The organism is Frigoribacterium sp. Leaf172, from assembly GCF_001424285.1.
Lineage (GTDB): Bacteria > Actinomycetota > Actinomycetes > Actinomycetales > Microbacteriaceae > Frigoribacterium.
On the sequence record NZ_LMPB01000002.1, the window covers coordinates 776,642 to 797,110 of the forward strand.

Sequence of the window (20,469 nt, forward strand, 5' to 3'; positions counted from 1 at the left end):
TCAGAGGTCGCCGTCGACGACGTCGACTCGGACGCGCTTGCCGTCGGCGAGGGCCGTGACGAGGGTGCGCAGCGCCTTCGCGGTCCGACCGGCCCGACCGATGACGCGACCGAGGTCGTCGGGGTGCACGTGCACCTCGAGGACGTCACCGCGCGGCGAGGTCGAGGCCACGACCTGCACCTCGTCCGGGTGATCGACGATCCCCCGGACGAGGTGTTCGAGTGCAGGTGCGAGCACTGACTACGCCTCGGTGGTCTCGGCGTCGTCGGCAGGGGCCTCGGCGGGAGCCTCGGCCTTGGCGGGCTTCTCCGACTTGGGGACGAGGACCGGCTTCTTCTTCTCGTCGGCGACGAAGGCCTCCTTGGGGGCCTTGGTCTTGACGGTGCTGACGGCGTCGGCGTCGCCCTTGAACTTGCCCCAGTCGCCCGTGAGCTTCAGGAGCGCCGCGACCTGCTCGGTCGGCTGCGCGCCGACTCCGAGCCAGTACTGCGCGCGGTCCGACTCGACCTCGATGAACGAGGGCTCCTCGGTGGGGTGGTACTTGCCGATCTCCTCGATGACACGACCATCGCGCTTGGTGCGCGAGTCGGCGACGACGATGCGGTAGTAGGGGGCGCGGATCTTGCCCATGCGCTTGAGACGGATCTTGACAGCCACAATTCTCCTGTGTGATGTGATGTGGGCGAGTTGCCAGCCGTGAGCGTGGGGGCACACTCGGCTCGAAAGCTCTGATGGGGTCTGGTCGTCCGCCTGATTAGAGGGTCGGGCGGACGGAGACTCGACCCACCATTGTTGCAGACGAACGACCGGTTCCACCAATCCCCGGCGCTCGGGTTTCCCGGCGCGTCGCCGTGCGACTCCCCTGTCCCTCCGCCGGTCTCGCCGCGACCACGACTGGCAGGATGGACGCCGCGTGCGACACTCGACGCTCGCGGCGGACCGACGGAGGGCCCCGACCATGCGCATCGACTTCACGAGCTCCGAGCGCTCGACCCTCGGCATCGAGTGGGAGCTGGCACTGGTGGATCGCGAGACCGGCGATCTGGCTCCCCACGCTCCGGCCATCCTGGCCGATCTCGCGCACCTGAACGCCGACGGCCCCGAGCGGCTGACGCACGAGCTGCTCACCAACACCGTCGAGGTCGTGAGCGGCGTCCATCGCCGCGTCGCCGACGCCGTGGACGACCTCCGCTCGGTCATCGACGCCGCGCACCGGTCGGCCGACGTCGTGGGGGCCGACCTGATCTGCGCGGGCACCCATCCCTTCGGCCGCTACTCCGACCAGGAGGTCACGCCCGGCAGCGAGCGGTACGCGACCCTCATCGACCGCACCCGCTGGTGGGGTCGGCAGATGATGATCTGGGGCGTCCACGTGCACGTCGGCATCGATTCGCGCGAGAAGGTCCTCCCCATCCTCAACGGGCTGCTGACCCACCTCCCCCACTTCCAGGCCCTCACCGCCTCGAGTCCGTTCTGGGTCGGCGAGGAGACCGGTTACGCCTCGAACCGCGCACTCATGTTCCAGCAGCTGCCGACCGCCGGACTCCCCCCGCAGTTCGGCGCCTGGGCGAACTACGAGGAGATGGTGGCGGACATGACGCACACGGGCGTCATCGACCACCACAGCGAGCTCCGCTGGGACATCCGCCCGTCACCGAAATGGGGCACCCTCGAGACGCGCGTCTTCGACGGCATCTCGACGTTCGGCGAGGTCGCGGCGGTCGGAGCGCTCGTCCAGTGCCTCGTCGACGACATGTCGCAGTCCCTCGACGACGGCCAGGAGCCGCCGCAGATGCAGCCCTGGTTCGTCCGCGAGAACAAGTGGCGTGCGGCCCGGTACGGCATGGACGCCATCGTCATCCAGAACTCGGCGGGAGACGAGCGACTCGTGACCGACGACCTCAGGGATCTGATGACGCGCCTCGAGCCCACCGCCGAGCGTCTGGGATGCCTCGCCGAGCTGCGCTCGATCGACTCGATCATCGAGCACGGCGCGAGCTACCAGCGTCAGCTCTCCGTGTCGGCCCGCCATGGCGGCGACCTGCGGCCGGTGGTCTCATCGCTGGTCCGGGAGCTGCGAGAGGGCGTCGACACGACCCTCTGACCCGAGGAGGCGCGGTGCCCTGCCGCGGGCACCGCGCCTCCTGCGGATCGATCGGCGGACGAGGCCCGCCGAGGGGTGCGATCAGCCGCGCCCGAGCATCTTCTGCAGCGACGCCAGCTCGTCGGGGGTCGGCGCCTTGTCACCCTGCGCGCCACCCAGGCCGAAGCCCGAACCGGCGGCTCCCGGCGACCCGGCGGGCTTGCCCGACGCGAGTGCGGCGTTCTGGGCCGCGCGCTTGGCGGGGTTGCCGGCCTTCGAGCCCTTCTTCTTTGCGGCGGGCCGCTTGCCGGCGTAGGAGGCGCCGGGGATCGGACCCATGCCCGGCATCTGGGGCACACCGCCCTTGGCCACGGTCTTCATCATCTTCGAGGCCTGCTCGAAGCGCTGCACCAGCTGATTGACGTCGGTCACGGTCATGCCGCAGCCCTTGGCGATGCGCAGACGACGCGAGCCGTTCAGGAGCTTGGGCAGCTGGCGCTCCTGGGGGGTCATCGACTGGATGATCGCCTCGGTGCGGACGATCTCGCGCTCGTCGAAGTTCTCGAGCTGCTCGCGCATGCCCTTGGCGCCCGGCAGCATGCCGAGCATGCCCTTGATCGAGCCCATCTTCCGGAGCTGCTGCATCTGCTTGAGGAAGTCGTCGAGGGTGAACGAGTCGGTCGCGATCTTCTGCGCGACCGCCATCGCCTCCTCTTCGTCGAACGCCTGCTGCGCCTGCTCGATGAGCGAGAGGATGTCGCCCAGGTCGAGGATGCGGCTGGCCATGCGGTCGGGGTGGAACGGCTCGAAGTCGTCGAGGCCCTCACCGGTCGACGCGAACATGATGGGCCGACCCGTGACCGACGCCACGCTGAGCGCCGCACCACCGCGGGCGTCGCCGTCGAGCTTCGAGAGCACGACGCCGGTGAAGTCGACGCCCTCTTGGAAGGCCTTCGCCGTGGCCACGGCGTCCTGACCGATCATCGCGTCGATGACGAAGAGCACCTCGTCGGGGTCGACGGCCTTGCGGATGTTCGAGGCCTGCTTCATGAGGTCGGCGTCGACGCCGAGACGACCGGCCGTGTCGACGATGACCGTGTCGTAGACCTTGTCGCGGGCGAACTTGATGGCCTGCTTCGCCACCTTGACGGGGTCGCCGACGCCGTTGCCGGGCTCGGGCGCGAAGACGGCCGCACCGGCCTGCTCGCCCACCACCTGGAGCTGCTGGACGGCGTTGGGGCGCTGCAGGTCGGCCGCGACGAGCAGCGGCGTGTGACCGTCTTTGGCCAGCCACTTCGCGAGCTTGCCGGCCAGGGTCGTCTTGCCGGCGCCCTGGAGGCCGGCGAGCATGATGACGGTCGGCGGGTTCTTCGAGAACTCGAGCCGCCGCTGCTGACCGCCGAGGATCTCGACCAGCTCTTCGTTGACGATCTGCACGACCTGCTGGGCGGGGTTCAGCGCCTTGCTGACCTCGTCGCCCAGAGCCCGCTCGCGCACCGTGGTGGTGAACGCCTTGACGACCTCGAAGGCGACGTCGGCGTCGAGCAGCGCCCGCCGGATCTCGCGCACGGTGCCGTCGACGTCGGCGGGGCTGAGCTTGCCCTTGTTGCGGAGGTTCTTGAAGGTTTCCGCGAGGCGGTCGGAGAGCGTTCCAAATGTGGCCATGGTGACGACAGCTTAACCGACGTCGGCGGACCGCGTGGTCGTGACTAGGCGATGAGGTTCTGCACGAAGACGTGCGGCGTGAAGCCGGTCAGGTCGCCGATGCCCTCGCCCTGTCCGACGAGCTTGATGGGGATGCCGGTCTGCTCCTGCACGGCGAGCACGAAGCCCCCGCGCGCCGAACCGTCGAGCTTGGTGAGCACGAGACCGGTGACGCCCGCGTGCTCGATGAACGCCTGCGCCTGGGCGAGACCGTTCTGACCCGTGGTCGCGTCGAGGACGAGCAGCACCTCGGCGATCTCGGTCTGCTTCTCGACGACCCGCTTGATCTTGCCGAGCTCGTCCATCAGGCCCGACTTGGTCTGGAGTCGGCCGGCCGTGTCGATGAGGACGATCTCGATGCCCTCCCGCATCGCGAGCTCGACGGTCTGGTACGCGACGGAGGCCGGGTCCTGGCCCGGCTGCTGCGGACGCACGATGCGGGCCCCCGCCCGGTCGGCCCAGGTCGCGACCTGCTCGACGGCGGCCGCCCGGAAGGTGTCGGCGGCCCCGACCACGACCGAGCGGTCGTAGTTGCGGAGGAACTTGGCGAACTTGCCGATCGTCGTGGTCTTGCCCACCCCGTTGACGCCGACCATCAGCACGACCGCCGGGCGGTTGCTGAGCTTCAGGGTCGAGTCGAGCTTCGAGAGACGCTCTTCGAGGACCTCGCGCAGCATCCGCTTGAGATCGGCCGGGTCGGTCGTGCTGTAGCGCTGCACCTTGGCGCGGAGGTCGTCGACGACCTGCTCGGTGACGTCGGGGCCGAAGTCGGCGCCGATCAGCGCCTCCTCGAGGTCGTCCCAGGTCGTCTCGTCGATCGTCTTCTTCGCGAACATGCCACGGAGTGCACCGGAGAGGGACCAGGGGGAAGCCATGCCGTCAGCATATTCGGCCCCCGGCGGACATGCAGACCGTGCAGAGGCTGTAAGATCGGCGAGTTGAAGGGGAGTACTCCCGCGCGGTGGCGTCGTCAATACGGAAGAGACCGATCTCGACCCGGTGCACCGGTTCGCCTGCGTTCGTCGAGAACGTCGCGCGAGTGGAGGAGACCTTCAGTACCCGCTGCGTACTGGAGGTACGACCATGGACGTCCACTTCATAACCTGGGCGATCACCATCGCCGGCATCATCGGCCTGCTGTTCTTCGACTTCTTCAGTCACGTGCGCACCCCGCACGAGCCGACGATCAAGGAGTCCGCCATCTGGTCGGGCGTCTACATCGGCATCGCGATCCTGTTCGGCGTCGGCGTCGGCGTGTTCTCGAACTGGACCTACGGCGGCGAGTACTTCGCGGGCTGGATCACCGAGAAGGCCCTCTCGGTCGACAACCTGTTCGTCTTCCTGATCATCATGACGAGCTTCGCCGTGCCGCGGATCTACCAGCAGAAGGTCCTGCTCGTCGGCATCGCGATCGCCCTCCTCTCACGCGGTCTCTTCATCGCCGCCGGCGTCGTGATCATCGAGAACTTCTCGTGGGTGTTCTACCTCTTCGGCATCCTGCTCTTCTGGCTCGCCTACAGCCAGGTGCGCGGCGGCCACGACGACAAGGACGAGGCCGACAGCAAGCTCATCCGGACCCTGCGTCGCATCATCCCGACGTCGAAGGACTACGACGGCCAGAAGCTCACCACCAAGGTCGACGGCAAGCGCCTCTTCACCCCGCTGTTCCTGGTCATGGTCGCCATCGGCCTGACCGACGTGCTCTTCGCCCTCGACTCGATCCCCGCGATCTTCGGTCTGACCCAGGAGGCCTACATCGTCTTCACGGCCAACGCCTTCTCGCTCCTGGGACTGCGTCAGCTGTACTTCCTGATCTCGGGTCTGCTCGAGCGCCTCGTCTACCTCGCCCAGGGGCTCGCCGTCATCCTGGCGTTCATCGGCGTGAAGCTGCTCTTCCACGCCCTGCACGTCAACGAGGTGCCCTTCATCAACGGCGGCGAGCCGATCGAGTGGATCCCCGAGATCCCGATCTGGTTCTCGCTGGGGTTCATCCTGCTGACGATCGCGGTCGCGACCGTCCTCAGCCTCGCCAAGACGCGACGCGACGCGCGGGCGGCCGCCGCCGGCGACCGCGCCGGCGTCACGAGCACGACCGACGACGACCACTAGCCCGACCCGTCGTGCGGTCGCCGTCCGCGACCGCACGCCGCAGATCCATCGAACGGAACCACCATGCGCCTCGAACTCATCCGTCACGGACAGACCGACTGGAACCTGAACGACAAGCTGCAGGGGTCGTCGGACATCCCCCTCAACGAGACGGGGCGCGGCCAGGCGATCGAGGCCGCCGGCCTCCTCGCCGGCGCCGACTGGAGCGCGATCGTCTCGTCGCCGCTCGGCCGTGCCCGCGAGACGGCACGCATCATCGCCGACACGCTCGGCATCGAGCTCGGTGACGCGTACGACGAGCTCATCGAGCGCGACTACGCGTCGAACGAGGGCCGCCGCCCGGTCTCGCCGATCCCCGACGAGCCCAACGACGACTACCCCGACATCGAGCCCCGCGAGTCGGTGTCCCGCCGCGGCATCGGCGCCCTCGAGACGATCCGCGACACGCGGCTGCCCCTCGACGGCGACGACGCGCACATCGTCGTCGTCTGCCACGGCACGATCATCCGGTTCATCCTGTCCGAGATCCTCGGTCGCGAGGTGCCGCACATCGAGAACGCCGCGGCGAACACCGTCGAGTGGGACGGCGCGGCCTGGCACGTGCTGAGCATCAACGGCGGCGTGGTCGACACCGACATCGACTGAGGACGCCGGTCCGACGACGGAGGCCGAGGAGGCGCGCACGAGATGGTCGCGCCTCCTCGGCCTCCGTCGCATCCGGGTGCGGCTCAGCGAGCCGCCCGGCCGAGCAGCGTCCGGAGGGACGGCCCCGTGGTCCCGCGGGCGAGGACGGACGCGGCCACCAGCAGGACGATCAGGACCACGCCGCGCACGAGACCATCGAAGTAGTAGCTGACCCCGAGCAGCGCCAGCCCGTTCGAGAGGATCGTGAAGATCAGCACGCCGATCAGCGTCCCCACGACGTTCGGCCTGCCGTAGCGGCTGAGCGTCGCCCCGATGAACACCGCCCCGATCGCGTCGAGCACGTAGGCCTGGCCACTGCCCGCCACGAAGCCGTAGCTGCGGGAGGCCAGGAGGACGCCCGCCACGGACGCGATCGCTGCGGCCACGACGAAGGCGGCCCCGAGAGCGGGACGCGTGGCCCGACCGGAGATGGTCGTCGCCGTCCGCTGCTCCCCCGCCGCCGTCACGACCCGGCCCCACCGCGTCCGATCGAGGAGCAGCCAGGTGACGATCGCCAGGAGCGCCGCGGCGGCGACCGGGAACGGGACGCCTGCCACGGTCGCATCGCCCAGGGCCGCGAACGACTCCGGCGTGGCCGGTCGCCGCAGGTAGATCGGCGCACCGCCGTCGGTCAGCAGCTGCTGCACGCTCGTGCCGACGAACCAGACGCTCAGGGTCGCCAGGAATGCGCGGATGCGGAGAACGGTGACCAGCACGGCGTTCACGACCCCGGCCAGCGTGCCGAAGGCGAGACCCGCGACGACGGCGAACCAGGTCACGTAGCCGTCGGCGATGAGGGCCGTGGCCCCCAGCGCGGCGAGGTCGACGGCGACCCCGATGGACAGATCGATGCCCCCGCTCCGGACCACGACCGTCATGGCGCACGCCGCGATCGCGACCAGCGCGGCCGCCGACAGCACCGACCGGAGGTTGCCGCCGGTCGCGAAGGTCGGGGTGAGCAGCCCGAAGACGAGGACGATGACGACGAGCGCCCCGGGTGCGAGGAGGCGCGTCGCCAGACGGCGGAGGCGATCGGGGTCGGACGGCGAAGCGACCGCGGGAGCGGATCCGCGGGACGGACCCGCGGCGGGATCGGGGCTCGACGGCTGCTCGGGTGACGGGCGGTCGGTGACGGTGCTCATCGCACGAGTCCTCTCTCTCGGACGGCGGCCAGGGCGAGCACGGCCAGGATGAGGACGCCCTTGACGACGCCGACCCACTGGCTGCCGATGCCGAGCAGGGTGAAGCCGTTGACGAGCGCCGCGACGAAGACCGCCGCGACGAGGGTTCCGCCGATGGTGACGACGAGTCGGCGGGAGAACACGATGGACATGTAGGCGGTCAGCACGATGTCGAGGAGGATCTGCTCGCCGACGTCGGGGACGGCGGCGGCCAGACGCGAGGCGAGGACGATGCCCGCGACGCCGGCGAGCAGCGCCGACAGGACGTAGCTGCCCGCGACGTACCGCCAGACCCCCACCCCCGTGACGGACGCCGCCGTGGGGTTCTCGCCCACCGCGTAGCTGCGGACGCCCCAGGTCGTCCGCCCCACGGCGAGACCGACCACGACGGCCACGACGGCGAGGACGACGATCGGAGCCGGGACCCCGACGAGATCGCCGGACCGCAGCCAGCGGAAGACGGCGTCGTCGAGCGGCACCTTGACGTTGCCCGTGGCCAGGTAGACGACGCTGGTGACGATCCCGCCGGTGGCGAGCGTGACGAGCAGGGGGCTGACGCCGAGGACGACGACCGTGCCGTTCAGGGCGCCGAAGCCCGCCGAGACGAGCAGCGCCGCCGCGATCGCCGCCGGGGCTCCCCCTCCGGCGGTCGCGACGAGGGCCGCGACGACGCCCGAGACGGCGACGACGGCGCCGCTCGAGAGATCGATCCCTCCTCGGACGACGTCGTCGCCGCCGGTGATCACGACGATGGCGAGGCCGAAGCCGGCGATCGCGTACACGGCGGCCTGCGAGAGGATCGACGCCGCGTTGCCCGGCGTCGCGAACGACGAGGAGGCGGCGGCGAGGACGCCGAACTCGACGACCACGACGGCCCAGCCGAGCAGCGAGACCCAGCGGGGCGCGCCACGGCGACGGGCCCGCGGCCGCTCGGGCCGCTCGGGCGTCGACGACGGCGGCGGCGCGGCGGACGGGTGTCGGCCCGCCGCCTCCACCCCGTGGGTGCCCACGGCGCTCACGCGGCGGCCCCGGACGCCACGGCGAGCACGCGGTCGACGGTGGCGTCGGCGTGCTCGATGACGGCGCGCACGCGGCCGCGGTAGAGCACCACGATGTGATCGGCCAGGCCGACGAGCTCGTCGAGGTCGACCGTGACGAGCAGGACGGCCGCGCCGTCGCGGAGCTGCTCCTCGACCCGGTCGTAGACGGCCTGCCGGCTGCCGACGTCGACGCCGGCCGTGGGCTGGTCGAGCACGAAGACACGGGATCCGGCCGCCAGCCAGCGACCGAGCACGACCTTCTGCTGATTGCCGCCCGACAGACGACCCGCGACGGACTCGGGGTCGGCCGGTCGGACGTCGACGTGCGCGACCTGCTGCCGGGCGAGCTCCCGTTCGCGACCGCGGTCCACCCAGAGGCCCAGGCGCGAGGTGACCCGCGGACTCGCGAGCGCGATGTTCTCGCGGACCGTGTGCCGCAGCACGACGCCGTCTCGTCGACGATCGCTCGGGACGTGGGCGCCCCCGGCGCGGACGAACGCCGCCGGGGTCCGGATGCTGCGCGTGCCCACCCGCACCGCGCCTCCTCGGCGCCGGAGGCCCGTCACGGCCTCCGCCAGCACCTCGACGCCGGAGCCGACGAGACCCGTCACCCCGACGATCTCGCCGGGGCGCACCGCGAGATCGACGCCGTCGAGGTGCCCGGCGACGCTCAGCCCCTCGATCACCAGCGACGGGTCGGCGCCGAGGCCCGCGCCGTCGCGACGGCGACCGCCGTACTCGTCGACGCGGCGGCCGACCATGAGCTCGACGACGCGGTCGAGTCTCGTGCGGGCGAGGTCTTCGGAGGCCTCCCGGCTCGTCGCCGTGACCTCGTCCGCATCGTCGCGGAGGTCGACCTCGCCGACGACCGACCCGTTGCGGAGGACGACCACCCGGTCGGCGATGTCGTCCACCTCCTGCAGGTAGTGGGAGATGTACACGATCGGGACGCCACGGGACCGGAGGCGCGCGACGGTCTCGACCAGCCGCGCGACGTCGTGCGCGGCGAGCGGCGCCGTGGGCTCGTCGAGCACGAGGACCCGCGGCTCGGACAGCACGGCACGGGCGATCTGCAGCAGCTGCCGCTCGGCGACGGTGAGGTCGTCCACGAGCAGGTCGGCGCTGATCTCGAGCCCCACGGAGGCGCGGAGGTCGGACTCCGCTCGACGGCGGAGGGCCCGGGGCGAGACCCAGCCCCGACGCCCCTCGGAGCGTCCGAGGTAGAGCTGCTCGGCGACCGTCAGCCGCCCGGCCTGATGGCGGTCCTGGTGGACGACGCGGATGCCCAGGCGCTCCGCGTCGGCTGCCGTCGCGATCCGCACCGGCACGCCGCCGAGCGAGATCGTGCCCGAGTCGGCGGGGTGGAACCCGGTCAGGATCTTGATCAGCGTCGACTTGCCGGCCCCGTTCTCGCCGACCAGGGCGACGACCTCGCCGGGTGCGACGTCGAGGTCGACGCCGTGCAGCACCTCGACGCCGGCGAACGACTTGACGATGGAGCGGAGCGCGAGCGCGGCGCCCGGCGTGGGCGTGGGCGTGGGTGTGGGTGTGGGTGTCGTCACAGGCCCAGCTCCTCGCGCTTCTCGGCGATGTTCTCCTTCGTGATGAGGACGGGCGGGAGGTAGCTCGTGACCGGCACGTCTGCCTCGTCGCCGCCGAGGAACCGCGCGACGTTGTCGACCGACGTCGTGCCGATGGCCGAGTTCTGCTGGGCGACCGTCGCCGTGTACGACGAGTCTGGGTCGGCGATGAGATCGAGCGCGCCCTGGTCGGCGTCGACCCCGTAGATCCGGATCTCGTCACGGCCCGCCGCGTCGACGGCCTGCGCGGCCCCGATCTGAGGGGTGTCCCAGCACGACCAGATCGCCTGGATCTCCCCCTCCGGGTACCGCTGCAGCGCGTCGGTGACCTGCTGCTTGGCGTCCTCGATGGTGCCGACGTACTTGTCCTGCAGCTCGGGGGTGATCAGCTCGATGCCCGGGTAGTCCTTCAGCACGAGCGACAGCTCGTCGTAGCGGATGCGGCAGGGGGCGACGCCCGGGAACCCGTTGAAGACGAGGATCCTGCCCTCGCCCCCGATGTCCTCCGCGATCGTCCGCGCGAGGGTGGAGCCGATCTGCCAGTTGTCGCTCGTGACGTTGTTCTCGCTGAACTCGCTGACGTTGTCGATGGTGAACAAGGGGATGCCCGCCTCGTGGACCTTCTCGAGCTCGGGGGCGAGCGTGGTGGCGTCGCCGAGGATGACCACGATCGCGTCGACGTCGCGCGAGAGGAGGGCGTCGATGTCGCTGACGTGCTTGTCGTCCTTCGCCTCGGCCTGCGTGGCGACGACGGTGCCGCCGAGCGCCTCGACGCGGTCCTGCACGTTCTCGTAGACGATGCGGCTGAAGTCGTGGACGACGTCCTTGGCCGCGACCCCGACCGTCTTGCCCTCGAGGCTCGGCACGTCGGCCGTGCCCGCCGTCGCGGCAGCGGGCGCCGGCGCGTCGTCGGCGTCGGCCGTCGAGGTCTTCAGCGAGCAGGAGGTGAGGACGAGGACGACGCCGAGGGCGGCGGCGACGACGGGGGCGAGTCGAGCGGGGCGGGTCACGGTCATGATGTCCTCGGGGTGCGGGAGGCCGGCGGGCCAGGGATGTCGACGCGGCGGTCCACCGCGGTGGCCACATCCTGGAGGGTGCGCGAGGGCGCCGGGAAGACCCGGCGCCATGCACGGTCACAGGGGGTCACGGGGCGTAACGGGCGTCCGCCGCGATCGGGGGCGGCCCTAGCGTGACCGACTACACCCACGACTGGAGGCCACGGATGACCGATCTGCTGAACCCGCCGACACCGTCCCCCGCACCTGCTCCCCCCGACGCCGCGACCCCGCCGCGCAGCCACTGGACCGGCGTCGCCGACGCCGACGAGCTCGCGCGCTGGACGGCCGTCGCCCTCGACGTCGCCGCCGTCCTGGCCCGCGACGTGCTCGAGCGGGACCGCCGCGGGGCCGACCCCACGACCGAGCTCGAGCCCCTGCGGGCCAGCGGTCTCGTGACCCTCCTCGACCCGGCGGCCTTCGGCGGGGGCGGAGCGCACTGGCAGACCGCGTTCCGAGTGGTGCGCATCCTGGCCCGGGCCGACGGCTCGTTGGCGCAGCTGCTGCTCTACCACTACGTCAACGTCGCGAACATCGCCACGAGCGCGCCCGCCGCCGAGCGGGAGCGCTTCTACCGGCGGACCATCGAGGGACGCTGGCTCTGGGGCGACTCGGTGAACCCCGTCGATCCCGACCTCCGCCTGCGACCCGACGGCGACGGGTACCGCCTCGACGGCCTCAAGCGCTTCTCGACCGGCGTCTCGTCCGGCGACCGGGCGCTCGTCAACGCCGTGGTCACGGGCGGCGAGCGCGAGGGCGACGTGATCGCCTTCGTCATCGACTCGCACGCCGACGGGGTGGAGCACCTCGGCGACTGGGACGCCCTCGGCCAGCGGCAGAGCGCCTCCGGCAGCGTGCGCTTCACCGACGTGCGCGTCGAGCCCTCCGACGTGCTGGGCGCCCTCGACGGCGAGCCGTTCTCGACGCTCATCACCGCCGCGATCCAGCTGGGATTCGGCAACCTGTACCTCGGTCTCGCCGAGGGGGCGCTGGCGGCCGCTCGTGACATCACGATCGCCCGCCCGAACGCCTGGTTCCTCAGCGATGCCGAGCGCTACGCCGAGGATCCGTTCGTGCGGCGCCTCTACGGCGAGCTGGTCGCGCAGGCGGCCGCGGTCGAGGCCCTGGCCGACCGGGTCGGCGTGCTCTTCGACGCGGAGACGGCGAAGGGCGACGGCGTCACGGCCGAGTCGCGCGGAGCGCTGGCCATCGAGATCGCCAAGGTGAAGGTGGTCTCGAGCGATCTCGCGACGGACGCGACGTCGCGAGTCTTCGAGGCGACCGGGTCGAGCTCGACCCGCAGCTCGGTGGGTCTCGATCTCTACTGGCGGAATGCGCGGACGCACAGTCTTCACGACCCCGTCGACTACAAGCGGCTCGAGGTCGGCGCGCACTTCCTGACCGGGGTCCTCCAGCCGCTGTCCCTCTACACGTGAGCGCCGTCGACGTGGCCCGCGCGCCCCTCGACCTCGAGTCGGCCCGGGCGCGGTTCGCCGACCTGTTCGCGCGCATCGCCGACGGGGCCGCCGACCGCGAGCGACGGCGCGAGCTGCCGAGACGGGCCCTCCGGGATCTGCAGGAGGCGCGGTTCGGCGCGATCACCGTCCCCGTGTCGCACGGCGGTCTCGGTCTCGGCCTCGCCGACGCCATCGACCTCCTCGGCGAGCTGGCCGAGGCCGACTCGAACGTCGCGCACGCCCTGCGCGGACATCTCGAGTTCGTGGAGGACCAGCGCTCGTTCGCCCCGTCCCCCGCCCGCGACGACTGGCTGCGACGCATCGCCGACGGCGAGCTGATCGGCAACGCCTGGAGCGAGCGGGGCACGGCGGCCCTCGGCACGACGGCGACCCGTCTCGTCGAGGCGCCCGACGGGACGCTCACCGTGCACGGCGCGAAGTACTACACGACGGGCACCCTCTACGCCGACTGGACCGACGTCACCGTCGGTCGCGACGGCCTGCCCGACACGGCCGTCGCCGTCCGCGTCGACCAGCCCGGCGTCACCGTGCTCGACGACTGGGACGGCTTCGGTCAACGCCACACGGGCACCGGCACCGTCGTCTTCGACGGGGCGGTGGTGCGACCCGAGCACGTCTTCGACGGCATCGAGCGCGCCCCGCACCAGACGCCGTTCTTCCAGCTCGTGCTGAACGCCGTCCTCACCGGGATCGCGCGGGCCGTCGTGCGCGACGCGGTGGCGAACGTCACGGGCCGCAGCCGGGTGTACAGCCACGGCAACGCCGACCGCGGTCGCGACGACCCGCAGCTGCAGGCCGTCGTCGGCGAGCTCTCGGCGACGGCGTTCACGGCCGAGGCGCTCCTCCGCCGCGGAGCCGAGGCGGTCGAACGCGTCGCCGTGGCCTCGCGCGACGGCGCCCGCCCCGCCGGCCTCGACGATCTCGTCGCCCGGGCCGGCGCCGATGTCTACCGGGCCCAGACCGTCTTGAGCGACGCCGTTCCGGCGGCCGCATCGCATCTGTTCGATGCCCTCGGCGCCTCGGGGGTCTCGGTCGACGCCGCCCTCGACCGTCACTGGCGGAACGCGCGCACGGTCGCGTCGCACAACCCGCAGGTCTTCAAGCGGCGGATCGTGGGCGAGTGGGTGCTGAACGGCGCTCCCCCGCCGACCGCCTGGGCCATCGGCGTCGCGCCGGGCACGGGAGGCGGGCCGCGCGCGTCGTGACGGCGCGGCGACCGACTCGACCCGCGCCTCCTCGGATCGGGAGGCGCGGGTCGTCGACCGGGGGCGTCAGCCGGTCGAGCGCTCGGTCACGACCCGCTGCCCGACGACGGCGCTGACGCCGTCCTGGCGCATCGAGACGCCGTACAGGGCGTCCGCGATCTCCATCGTGCGCTTCTGGTGCGTGATGACGATGAGCTGGCTCGACTCGCGGAGGTCCTCGAAGATGGCGAGGAGCCGCCCGAGGTTGGCGTCGTCGAGCGCGGCCTCCACCTCGTCCATGATGTAGAACGGGCTCGGTCTCGCCTTGAAGATGGCGATGAGCAGTGCCACGGCGGCCAGCGACCGCTCGCCGCCCGACAGCAGCGACAGCCGCTCGATCTTCTTGCCCGCCGGTCGCACGGTCACCTCGATGCCGGTGGTCAGCAGGTCGTCGGGGTCGGTCAGCTGGAGCGACCCGCTGCCGCCGGGGAAGAGGATCGGGAACACCCGGTCGAACGCCGCCTGCGTGTCGTCGAAGGCGCTGCCGAAGATCGTCTGCATCGTCTGGTCGATCTCGTCGATGATCGTCAGGAGATCGGCGCGCGTGCGGGTCAGATCGGTCAGCTGATCGCTGAGGAACGCGTGACGCTGCTCGAGCGCCGCGAACTCCTCGAGGGCCAGCGGGTTGACCCGGCCCAGCCGGGCCAGCTTCCTCTCGGCGGCCGCGAGTCGGACCTCCTGCTCGGGCCGGTCGAACGCGGACGACGATCCGTCCGGCCCGGGCACGGGCACGTCGGGGCCGTACTCGGCGACCAGGACGTCCTCGACGAGACCGAGACCCGACGCCGCCCGCTCGAGCAGACCGGTGAGATGCAGGCGCTTCTCGTGGAGCTCCATCTCGAGACCGTGGACGCTCTCGGTGACGGTGTCGAGGCGGTCCCGGACGACCCGCGCCTCCCGGCGGAGACCGGCGAGCTCGTCGTTCCGCCCGGCCCGGGCGCGCTCGGCCTCGGCGAGCCCCTGGCGCGCCTCGTCGAGCGACCGGGCGACCGCGTCGACGGTGGGGGGCAGCGCGGACAGCACCGCCGACGTGGACGCCATCTGCCGCTGCCGGACGACGGCTCGTCGGGCCGTCCGCTCGGCCTCGAGGCGCTGCTCGTCGAGCTGCCGCTGCAGGGTCCCGGCCCGCGCCGTCTCGGCGCGCACGCGCTCCCGGACCGTCTCGAGCACGACCCGCCGCTCGACCTCGTCGGCCCGGGCGGCCTCGACCTCGTCGAGCAGGCCCTGCCGCGCCGACACGTCGAGCAGCGGGCGCGGGCGCGCGGCATGGGTCTCGTGCGCGGCCACGGCCGCCTCGACGACGACCGAGGCCTCGTCGGCCGACCGGGTCGCCACGCTCAGCGCTCCCCGCAGGCGCTCGACCTCGGCCTCGGCGGCGTCGGACCGGGCGCGCAGACGACCGAGACGCTGCTCGTGGTCGACGACCCGCGCCTCCTCGGTGGTCGCTCGACGTCCGGCCTCGGCGGCGGCGGCGCGCACCTCGGCGAGCCGACGCCGAGCCTCGTCGTGTTCGGGGACGAGCTCCGCGAGCGACGCCTCGACCGCGGCCAGGCCCTCGGCCGCGGCGTCGCGCTCGGCCGCCAGCTCGAGTCGCGAGCGCTCGGCGCCGGAACCGCCGCGCAGCACGTAGTCGGTGAGGACCTCGCCCGACCGCGTGATGACCGTGACGGGCGCCGGGTGATCCACCAGCGTCGCCCGAGCGGCTCGCGCGACGACCAGGTCGTCGGCGATGACGGTGCCCGCGAGCAGACCGAGGACGCCGGGAGGCGCGGTGACGACCGACATCGCCGTCACGACCCCGGTCGGGAGCACCGCGTCGAGAGCGACGACGCGTCTCTCGGGCTCGGCCACCACGACCTCGATCCGACCCAGCTCGGCTGCGGTCGCGTGGGCCAGGGCGTCGAACGCGGCGGTGGAGTCGTCGACGAGCACGGAGTCGACCAGGGTGCCGAGCGCTGCGGCGACCGCCGCCTCGAACCCGGGGCGCACCTGGACGTGATCGGCGAAGCGACCCCGCACGCCGTCCCGATCGGCCTGCAGCAGAGCCGCCCCGCCGTCGTCGCCGTCGAGCGCCATCGCGAGAGCCGCGCGCCGTGCCGCGAGCGCGTCGCGCTCCCGTTCGGCGACGTGCAGACGGTCGCGCAGCCCGTCGACGCGGAGGGTCAGGTCGGCGGCCTCGCGCTCGGCCTCGGCCTGCACCGCGCGGTGGTCGACGCCATCGCCCTCCGGCGCCTCGTCGTCGAGGGAGTCGAGCTCGGACCGTGCGGTGTCGCGCCGGGTCTCGGCGGCCGCGAGAGCGGCCTCGTGACGCAGACGCTCGCCGCGGACCGCCGCGAGCTCGGACCGCGCGAGGTCGAGAGCCGATCGCAGCCGACCGGCCTCGAGATCGTGCTTCGAGACGAGCGCGCTCTGAGCCGAGATCTCGTCGTCGAGCGCATCGAGGGCGCGGCGCGCCGTCGCGAGCCCGGCCCGGGCCCGCTCGACCGCGGCGGTGGCGGCGGCGACGTCGCCCTGCAGACGCTCCGCCTCGTCGCGCGCGTCGGCGACCATGCTCTCCGAGACGGTCGTGACGGCGGCCGGCTGCTCGGCCTGCTGGGCGAGAAGCTGCAGGCGCTGCCGGGCGAGACTCGCGAGACTGCGCAGCCGCTCGTGCACGGACTCCAGCTCGAACGCGACCCGCCGCGCCCGATCGACGTCGTCGCCGACCATGGCCTCCTCCAGACGCTGCTCGGCCGCACCGAGCTCGTCGAGCCTCGCGGTCAGCGTCCCGCGCTCGGCCCGGTGCTCGGCCTCGGTGCTCGACCGCGCCGACAGCACGCGGGTCAGCGCGACGACCTCGTCGGCGAGCAGGCGCGCGCGGGCGTCTCGGACGACAGCCGCGATGGTCTGCGCCTCGCGGGCGATCTCGGCCTGCCGGCCCAGGGGCTTCAGCTGCCGACGGATCTCGCCGGCGAGATCGCTCAGCCGGGTCAGGTTGGCCTGCATCGCATCGAGCTTGCGGAGGGTCTTCTCCTTGCGCCGGCGGTGCTTGAGGATCCCCGCGGCCTCCTCGATGAAGCCCCGCCGCTCCTCCGGGGTCGCCCGCAGCACCGCGTCGAGCTGCCCCTGCCCCACGATCACGTGCATCTCGCGGCCGAGACCCGCGTCGCTCAGGAGCTCCTGCACGTCGAGCAGGCGGCAGCCCTCGCCGTTGATCGCGTACTCGCTGCCGCCGTTGCGGAACAGCGTGCGGCTGATCGTCACCTCGGTGTAGTCGATCGGCAGGGCCCCGTCGGCGTTGTCGATCGTCAGCACGACCTGCGCGCGCCCCAGCGGGCCGCGGGTGGACGTGCCGGCGAAGATGACGTCCTCCATCTTGCCGCCGCGGAGGTTCTTGACCCCCTGCTCGCCCATCACCCACGCGAGGGCGTCGACGACGTTGCTCTTGCCCGAGCCGTTCGGCCCCACCACGCACGTGACGCCGGGCTCGAACGCGAACGTCGTCGGCGACGCGAACGACTTGAAGCCCTTGAGCGTGAGGCTCTTCAGGTGCATGCGCCGCGCCTCCTCGGGTCCTGTCTGCGGGGGTGACCTGCGCTCAAGACTAGGTGCGGGGAGAGCCGTGCACGCGTTGGCAGCGGGGGCAGAGGTGGCTCGATCTGTTCATGAACGCCTCGCGCACGATGGCGGTGCCGCAGCGGGGGCAGGGGCGCCCCTGCTGCCCGTACGCCGCGAGACTGTGCGCGAAGTAGCCGGACTGGCCGTTGACGTTGACGTACTGCGCGTCGAAGCTCGTGCCGCCCTCGCCGAGCGCCCTGAGCAGCACCGCACGCACCTCGGCGAGCAGCACCCGCGCCCGGGCCCTCGAGAACGACGCCGTCGGCTGCTCGGGGTGCACGCGCGCTGCCCAGAGGCTCTCGTCGGCGTAGATGTTGCCGACCCCGCTCAGCAGACCCTGATCGAGGAGGGCGCGCTTGACCCCGGTCCTCCGGGCGAGCAGACGGGTGATCACCCGGGCCTCGTCGAAGGCCGGGTCGAGCGGATCGCGGGCGATGTGCGAGACCTGCCGCGGCACCCGGATCGCCCAGGCGGGGGCGTCCGTCTGCCCGCCGGCGGCGGCGTGCTGCGCGGCGGCGTGCTGCGCGGCGGCGTGCGGCTGCGCGGCGGCCTGCTGCACGGCGGCCTGCTGCACGGCGGTCTGCTGCGCGGCGGCGGCTGCCTCCGACGAGGGCGAGCCGAGGAGGCGCGGCGCCGAGAAGCCCGCAGCTCGCCCGTCGAGGGTGGGCACCGTCTCGTCGAGCGCCATCGAGCCGAAGATGCGCTGATCGACGAATGCGAGACGGACGGGACCGAGCGCCGGGCTGTCGACGTCGAGGCGGATGCGCATGAGGCGGTCGGGCTCCGCGTCGCGGCTGCGGAGGAGCACCTGACCGCTCATGCCGAGATGCGCGACCAGGGCCAGCGGATGCTCGTGCGGAGCCGCCGGCTCGAAGGGGAACCAGAGGAACTTGCCTCGACGGACGGCCGCGTCGATCGTGCCCCCGACGAGCCGGTCGACGAAGTCGTCGGACGGGCCGTGATGCCGCTTCAGCGACCGGTGGTCGAGGACGTCGACGCCGGTGATCACCGCGCCCGCGACCACGGGCTGCAGTCCGGCGCGGACGACCTCGACCTCGGGGAGCTCGGGCACCGGTCAGAGACCGTCGGAGTGGCTGCTCAGCAGAGTCCACGACTCGAGCGCTGCGGCCATCTCGGCCTGCTTCTTGCTGCTGCCGACGCCGGTCGCCACGTCGTCTCCGCCGAGGCGGACCGTGGCATGGAAGCGCTTGTCGTGGTCGGGGCCGCTGTCGGTGACGTGATAGCTCGGCATCCCCCGGCCGAGGGCCGCCGCCAGCTCTTGCAGGCTGGTCTTCGGATCCATCGCCGCACCGAAGCGGTCCGGATCGTCGAGGAGGGGCGCGATCAGCCTGAGGACGAGGGCCGTCGCCGTGTCGCCGCCGGCGTCGAGGTACGTGGCGCCGATGATCGCCTCGACGGTGTCGGCGAGGATCGACGGCTTGTCGCGACCGCCCGTGAGCTCCTCGCCCCGGCCGAGCCGGAGGTGGGCGCCGAGACCGATCGCTCGGGCCGCCTCGGCGAGTGCCACCGTGCTGACGAGACTGGCGCGTCGCTTCGCGAGGTCGCCCTCGTCGAGATCGGGGTTCGCGGTGAACAGCATGACCGTCACGGCCTGCCCGAGGATGGAGTCGCCCAGGAACTCGAGACGCTCGTTGTTCGCGATGCCGCCGTGCTCGTACGCGAACGAACGGTGCGTCAGCGCGAGGTCGAGCAGCTCGGGGCGGATGTCGATGTCGAGGCGCGACAGCAGATCAGCCCGGTCGGCACGGAGGCTCGACACGGGCTGATCGGGAGTGGTCGTCATCTCGACACCGCCGAGGAGGACGTGATCACGAGGGGAGTGCTCAGACGTCGGCGACCTTGCGGCCCTTGTACTCCATGTACAGGGCGGTGCCGGCGCTGTCCTCGACGACCTTCGCACGGTGCGGGAGGCTGTAGGTGACCTTGCCGTTCTCGATGGTCTTGACGAGCTGAACGGGCGCGGCCTTCCACTGCGAGCGGCGGGCGTGCGTGTTCGAGCGTGACTGCTTCCTCTTGGGAACGGCCATGAGCATCTCTTCTCTCTTGCGGCTCCCCCGCAGGGGGCCTGGTCTGACTGGTGGGTGACGCGGTGGTGTGGTGCGACCCGGTCGGGCCGCCGGCCACCCCTACCGACGTGAGTCGGAGTCGGGCGAGCCCTCGGCAGGTGCCGATTCAGCCTGGAACCCCGTGAGAGCGGACCAACGGGGGTCGATGCTCTCGCGAGGCTGGTAGTCGTCGATGTCCTCGATCCGTTCACCCGTCACCGGGTCGAGTCCAGGACAATCCGGCCGACACACCGGCTGGAAGGGCAGTGACAGAACCACTGCGTCTCTGACCACAGGTTCAAGATCCACGTGGTCGTCGTGAACCTGATAGTCAAAAGCTTCGTCGACAGCGTACGCGAAAAGCTCGGCGAAATCGACTTCGACAGGCTCGGAGAGGGGTTTCAGGCACCGACTGCACTCGCCCGTGGCGGTACCGGACACGTGCGTCGACACGAGGATGCCGTCGTGCAGACCCTCGAGCCGCACGTCGAGACGCAGCGTGTCACCCGCGGCGACGGCGATCTGGCCCTCGCCGAGTCGCTCCGGGACGACGACGTCGAGGTTCCGCTCGCGCATCTCCCCCGGACGATGCATGAGGTCGTACACCGGGAGCGTGTAGGGGGTCTGGATGAAATGAGGCACGAGAGA

The 20,469-nt window shown here is 71.7% G+C and carries 18 protein-coding genes; 5 read left to right on the forward strand and 13 right to left on the reverse strand.

Annotated elements, in window-relative coordinates; genetic code table 11:
• Together ASF89_RS09915 and rpsP are read right to left on the reverse strand one after the other, a co-directional pair.
• Complete coding sequence (locus tag ASF89_RS09915) at positions 1–237, reverse strand: RNA-binding protein (protein WP_055814226.1); 237 nt, start codon at positions 235–237, stop codon at positions 1–3.
• A gap of 3 nt (positions 238–240) precedes the next feature.
• A complete protein-coding gene (gene rpsP, locus ASF89_RS09920) occupies positions 241–657 on the reverse strand; it encodes a 30S ribosomal protein S16 (protein WP_055796404.1) in 417 nt (138 codons plus the stop codon).
• Positions 658–958: 301 nt separating this feature from the next.
• Here rpsP and ASF89_RS09925 point away from each other — a divergent pair, with 301 nt between their 5' ends.
• Positions 959–2,104 carry a glutamate--cysteine ligase gene (locus ASF89_RS09925; protein WP_055814229.1) on the forward strand — a complete coding sequence of 382 codons (1,146 nt, stop codon included), beginning with the start codon at positions 959–961 and terminating at the stop codon, positions 2,102–2,104.
• A gap of 81 nt (positions 2,105–2,185) precedes the next feature.
• Here the strand turns inward: ASF89_RS09925 and ffh are convergent, their stop codons facing one another.
• Together ffh and ftsY are read right to left on the reverse strand one after the other, a co-directional pair.
• Entirely contained in the window at positions 2,186–3,748 is a 1,563-nt protein-coding gene (gene ffh / locus ASF89_RS09930) for a signal recognition particle protein (protein WP_055796397.1), read from the reverse strand.
• 44 nt (positions 3,749–3,792) lie between these two features.
• Positions 3,793–4,662, reverse strand: coding sequence for a signal recognition particle-docking protein FtsY (gene ftsY, locus ASF89_RS09935; RefSeq protein WP_055796393.1), 870 nt, complete (start codon positions 4,660–4,662; stop codon positions 3,793–3,795).
• A gap of 208 nt (positions 4,663–4,870) precedes the next feature.
• Here ftsY and ASF89_RS09940 point away from each other — a divergent pair, with 208 nt between their 5' ends.
• Both ASF89_RS09940 and ASF89_RS09945 read left to right on the forward strand, forming a co-directional pair.
• Positions 4,871–5,896: a TerC family protein gene (locus ASF89_RS09940; RefSeq protein WP_055814231.1), complete on the forward strand. Its 1,026-nt coding sequence runs from the start codon at positions 4,871–4,873 to the stop codon at positions 5,894–5,896.
• A gap of 63 nt (positions 5,897–5,959) precedes the next feature.
• Positions 5,960–6,541 carry a histidine phosphatase family protein gene (locus tag ASF89_RS09945; protein WP_055814236.1) on the forward strand — a complete coding sequence of 194 codons (582 nt, stop codon included), beginning with the start codon at positions 5,960–5,962 and terminating at the stop codon, positions 6,539–6,541.
• A gap of 83 nt (positions 6,542–6,624) precedes the next feature.
• Here the strand turns inward: ASF89_RS09945 and ASF89_RS09950 are convergent, their stop codons facing one another.
• From ASF89_RS09950 to ASF89_RS09965, 4 genes are read right to left on the reverse strand one after another with little or no spacing between them, the layout of a single operon-like run.
• Positions 6,625–7,722, reverse strand: coding sequence for an ABC transporter permease (locus ASF89_RS09950; RefSeq protein WP_055814239.1), 1,098 nt, complete (start codon positions 7,720–7,722; stop codon positions 6,625–6,627).
• Complete coding sequence (locus ASF89_RS09955; protein WP_055814242.1) at positions 7,719–8,780, reverse strand: ABC transporter permease; 1,062 nt, start codon at positions 8,778–8,780, stop codon at positions 7,719–7,721. Before ASF89_RS09955 ends, ASF89_RS09950 begins: the two co-directional genes overlap by 4 nt.
• The gene (locus tag ASF89_RS09960) at positions 8,777–10,363 is read right to left on the reverse strand and encodes a sugar ABC transporter ATP-binding protein (protein ID WP_055814246.1); all 1,587 of its coding nucleotides are present in this window, start codon (positions 10,361–10,363) and stop codon (positions 8,777–8,779) included. Before ASF89_RS09960 ends, ASF89_RS09955 begins: the two co-directional genes overlap by 4 nt.
• Complete coding sequence (locus ASF89_RS09965; protein WP_055796377.1) at positions 10,360–11,397, reverse strand: sugar ABC transporter substrate-binding protein; 1,038 nt, start codon at positions 11,395–11,397, stop codon at positions 10,360–10,362. The genes ASF89_RS09960 and ASF89_RS09965 overlap by 4 nt, the downstream gene beginning before the upstream one ends.
• A gap of 206 nt (positions 11,398–11,603) precedes the next feature.
• On the opposite strand from ASF89_RS09965, the gene ASF89_RS09970 reads away from it, so the two are divergent.
• Positions 11,604–12,872 (forward strand): acyl-CoA dehydrogenase family protein, encoded by a 1,269-nt coding sequence (locus ASF89_RS09970; RefSeq protein WP_082489917.1) that lies wholly within the window; start codon positions 11,604–11,606, stop codon positions 12,870–12,872.
• Entirely contained in the window at positions 12,869–14,119 is a 1,251-nt protein-coding gene (locus tag ASF89_RS09975; protein WP_055814248.1) for an acyl-CoA dehydrogenase family protein, read from the forward strand. Before ASF89_RS09970 ends, ASF89_RS09975 begins: the two co-directional genes overlap by 4 nt.
• 66 nt (positions 14,120–14,185) lie before the next feature.
• Here the strand turns inward: ASF89_RS09975 and smc are convergent, their stop codons facing one another.
• The 5 genes from smc to ASF89_RS10000 form a co-directional block, all read right to left on the reverse strand.
• Positions 14,186–17,692, reverse strand: coding sequence for a chromosome segregation protein SMC (smc, locus tag ASF89_RS09980; protein WP_055814250.1), 3,507 nt, complete (start codon positions 17,690–17,692; stop codon positions 14,186–14,188).
• A gap of 49 nt (positions 17,693–17,741) precedes the next feature.
• Positions 17,742–18,827, reverse strand: coding sequence for an Fpg/Nei family DNA glycosylase (locus ASF89_RS09985; RefSeq protein WP_055814253.1), 1,086 nt, complete (start codon positions 18,825–18,827; stop codon positions 17,742–17,744).
• Between the two features lie 3 nt (positions 18,828–18,830).
• Complete coding sequence (rnc, locus tag ASF89_RS09990) at positions 18,831–19,559, reverse strand: ribonuclease III (RefSeq protein WP_055814257.1); 729 nt, start codon at positions 19,557–19,559, stop codon at positions 18,831–18,833.
• Positions 19,560–19,599: 40 nt separating this feature from the next.
• On the reverse strand, positions 19,600–19,803 hold the full coding sequence (gene rpmF, locus ASF89_RS09995) for a 50S ribosomal protein L32 (protein WP_055798295.1): 204 nt from the start codon (positions 19,801–19,803) through the stop codon (positions 19,600–19,602).
• 99 nt (positions 19,804–19,902) lie between these two features.
• Positions 19,903–20,463 (reverse strand): DUF177 domain-containing protein, encoded by a 561-nt coding sequence (locus tag ASF89_RS10000; protein WP_235484069.1) that lies wholly within the window; start codon positions 20,461–20,463, stop codon positions 19,903–19,905.
• Positions 20,464–20,469: the final 6 nt, after the last annotated feature.

What these genes read in the sequence shown, in the direction of transcription:
- ASF89_RS09965 (WP_055796377.1), bottom strand. Translation starts at nt 11,397, where the DNA reads ATGACCGTGACCCGCCCCGCTCGACTCGCCCCCGTCGTCGCCGCCGCC.
- ASF89_RS09945 (WP_055814236.1), top strand. Translation starts at nt 5,960, where the DNA reads ATGCGCCTCGAACTCATCCGTCACGGACAGACCGACTGGAACCTGAAC.
- ASF89_RS09925 (WP_055814229.1), top strand. Translation starts at nt 959, where the DNA reads ATGCGCATCGACTTCACGAGCTCCGAGCGCTCGACCCTCGGCATCGAG.
- ASF89_RS09970 (WP_082489917.1), top strand. Translation starts at nt 11,604, where the DNA reads ATGACCGATCTGCTGAACCCGCCGACACCGTCCCCCGCACCTGCTCCC.
- ASF89_RS09940 (WP_055814231.1), top strand. Translation starts at nt 4,871, where the DNA reads ATGGACGTCCACTTCATAACCTGGGCGATCACCATCGCCGGCATCATC.
- ftsY (WP_055796393.1), bottom strand. Translation starts at nt 4,662, where the DNA reads ATGGCTTCCCCCTGGTCCCTCTCCGGTGCACTCCGTGGCATGTTCGCG.
- rnc (WP_055814257.1), bottom strand. Translation starts at nt 19,559, where the DNA reads ATGACGACCACTCCCGATCAGCCCGTGTCGAGCCTCCGTGCCGACCGG.
- ASF89_RS09950 (WP_055814239.1), bottom strand. Translation starts at nt 7,722, where the DNA reads ATGAGCACCGTCACCGACCGCCCGTCACCCGAGCAGCCGTCGAGCCCC.
- smc (WP_055814250.1), bottom strand. Translation starts at nt 17,692, where the DNA reads ATGCACCTGAAGAGCCTCACGCTCAAGGGCTTCAAGTCGTTCGCGTCG.
- rpmF (WP_055798295.1), bottom strand. Translation starts at nt 19,803, where the DNA reads ATGGCCGTTCCCAAGAGGAAGCAGTCACGCTCGAACACGCACGCCCGC.
- ffh (WP_055796397.1), bottom strand. Translation starts at nt 3,748, where the DNA reads ATGGCCACATTTGGAACGCTCTCCGACCGCCTCGCGGAAACCTTCAAG.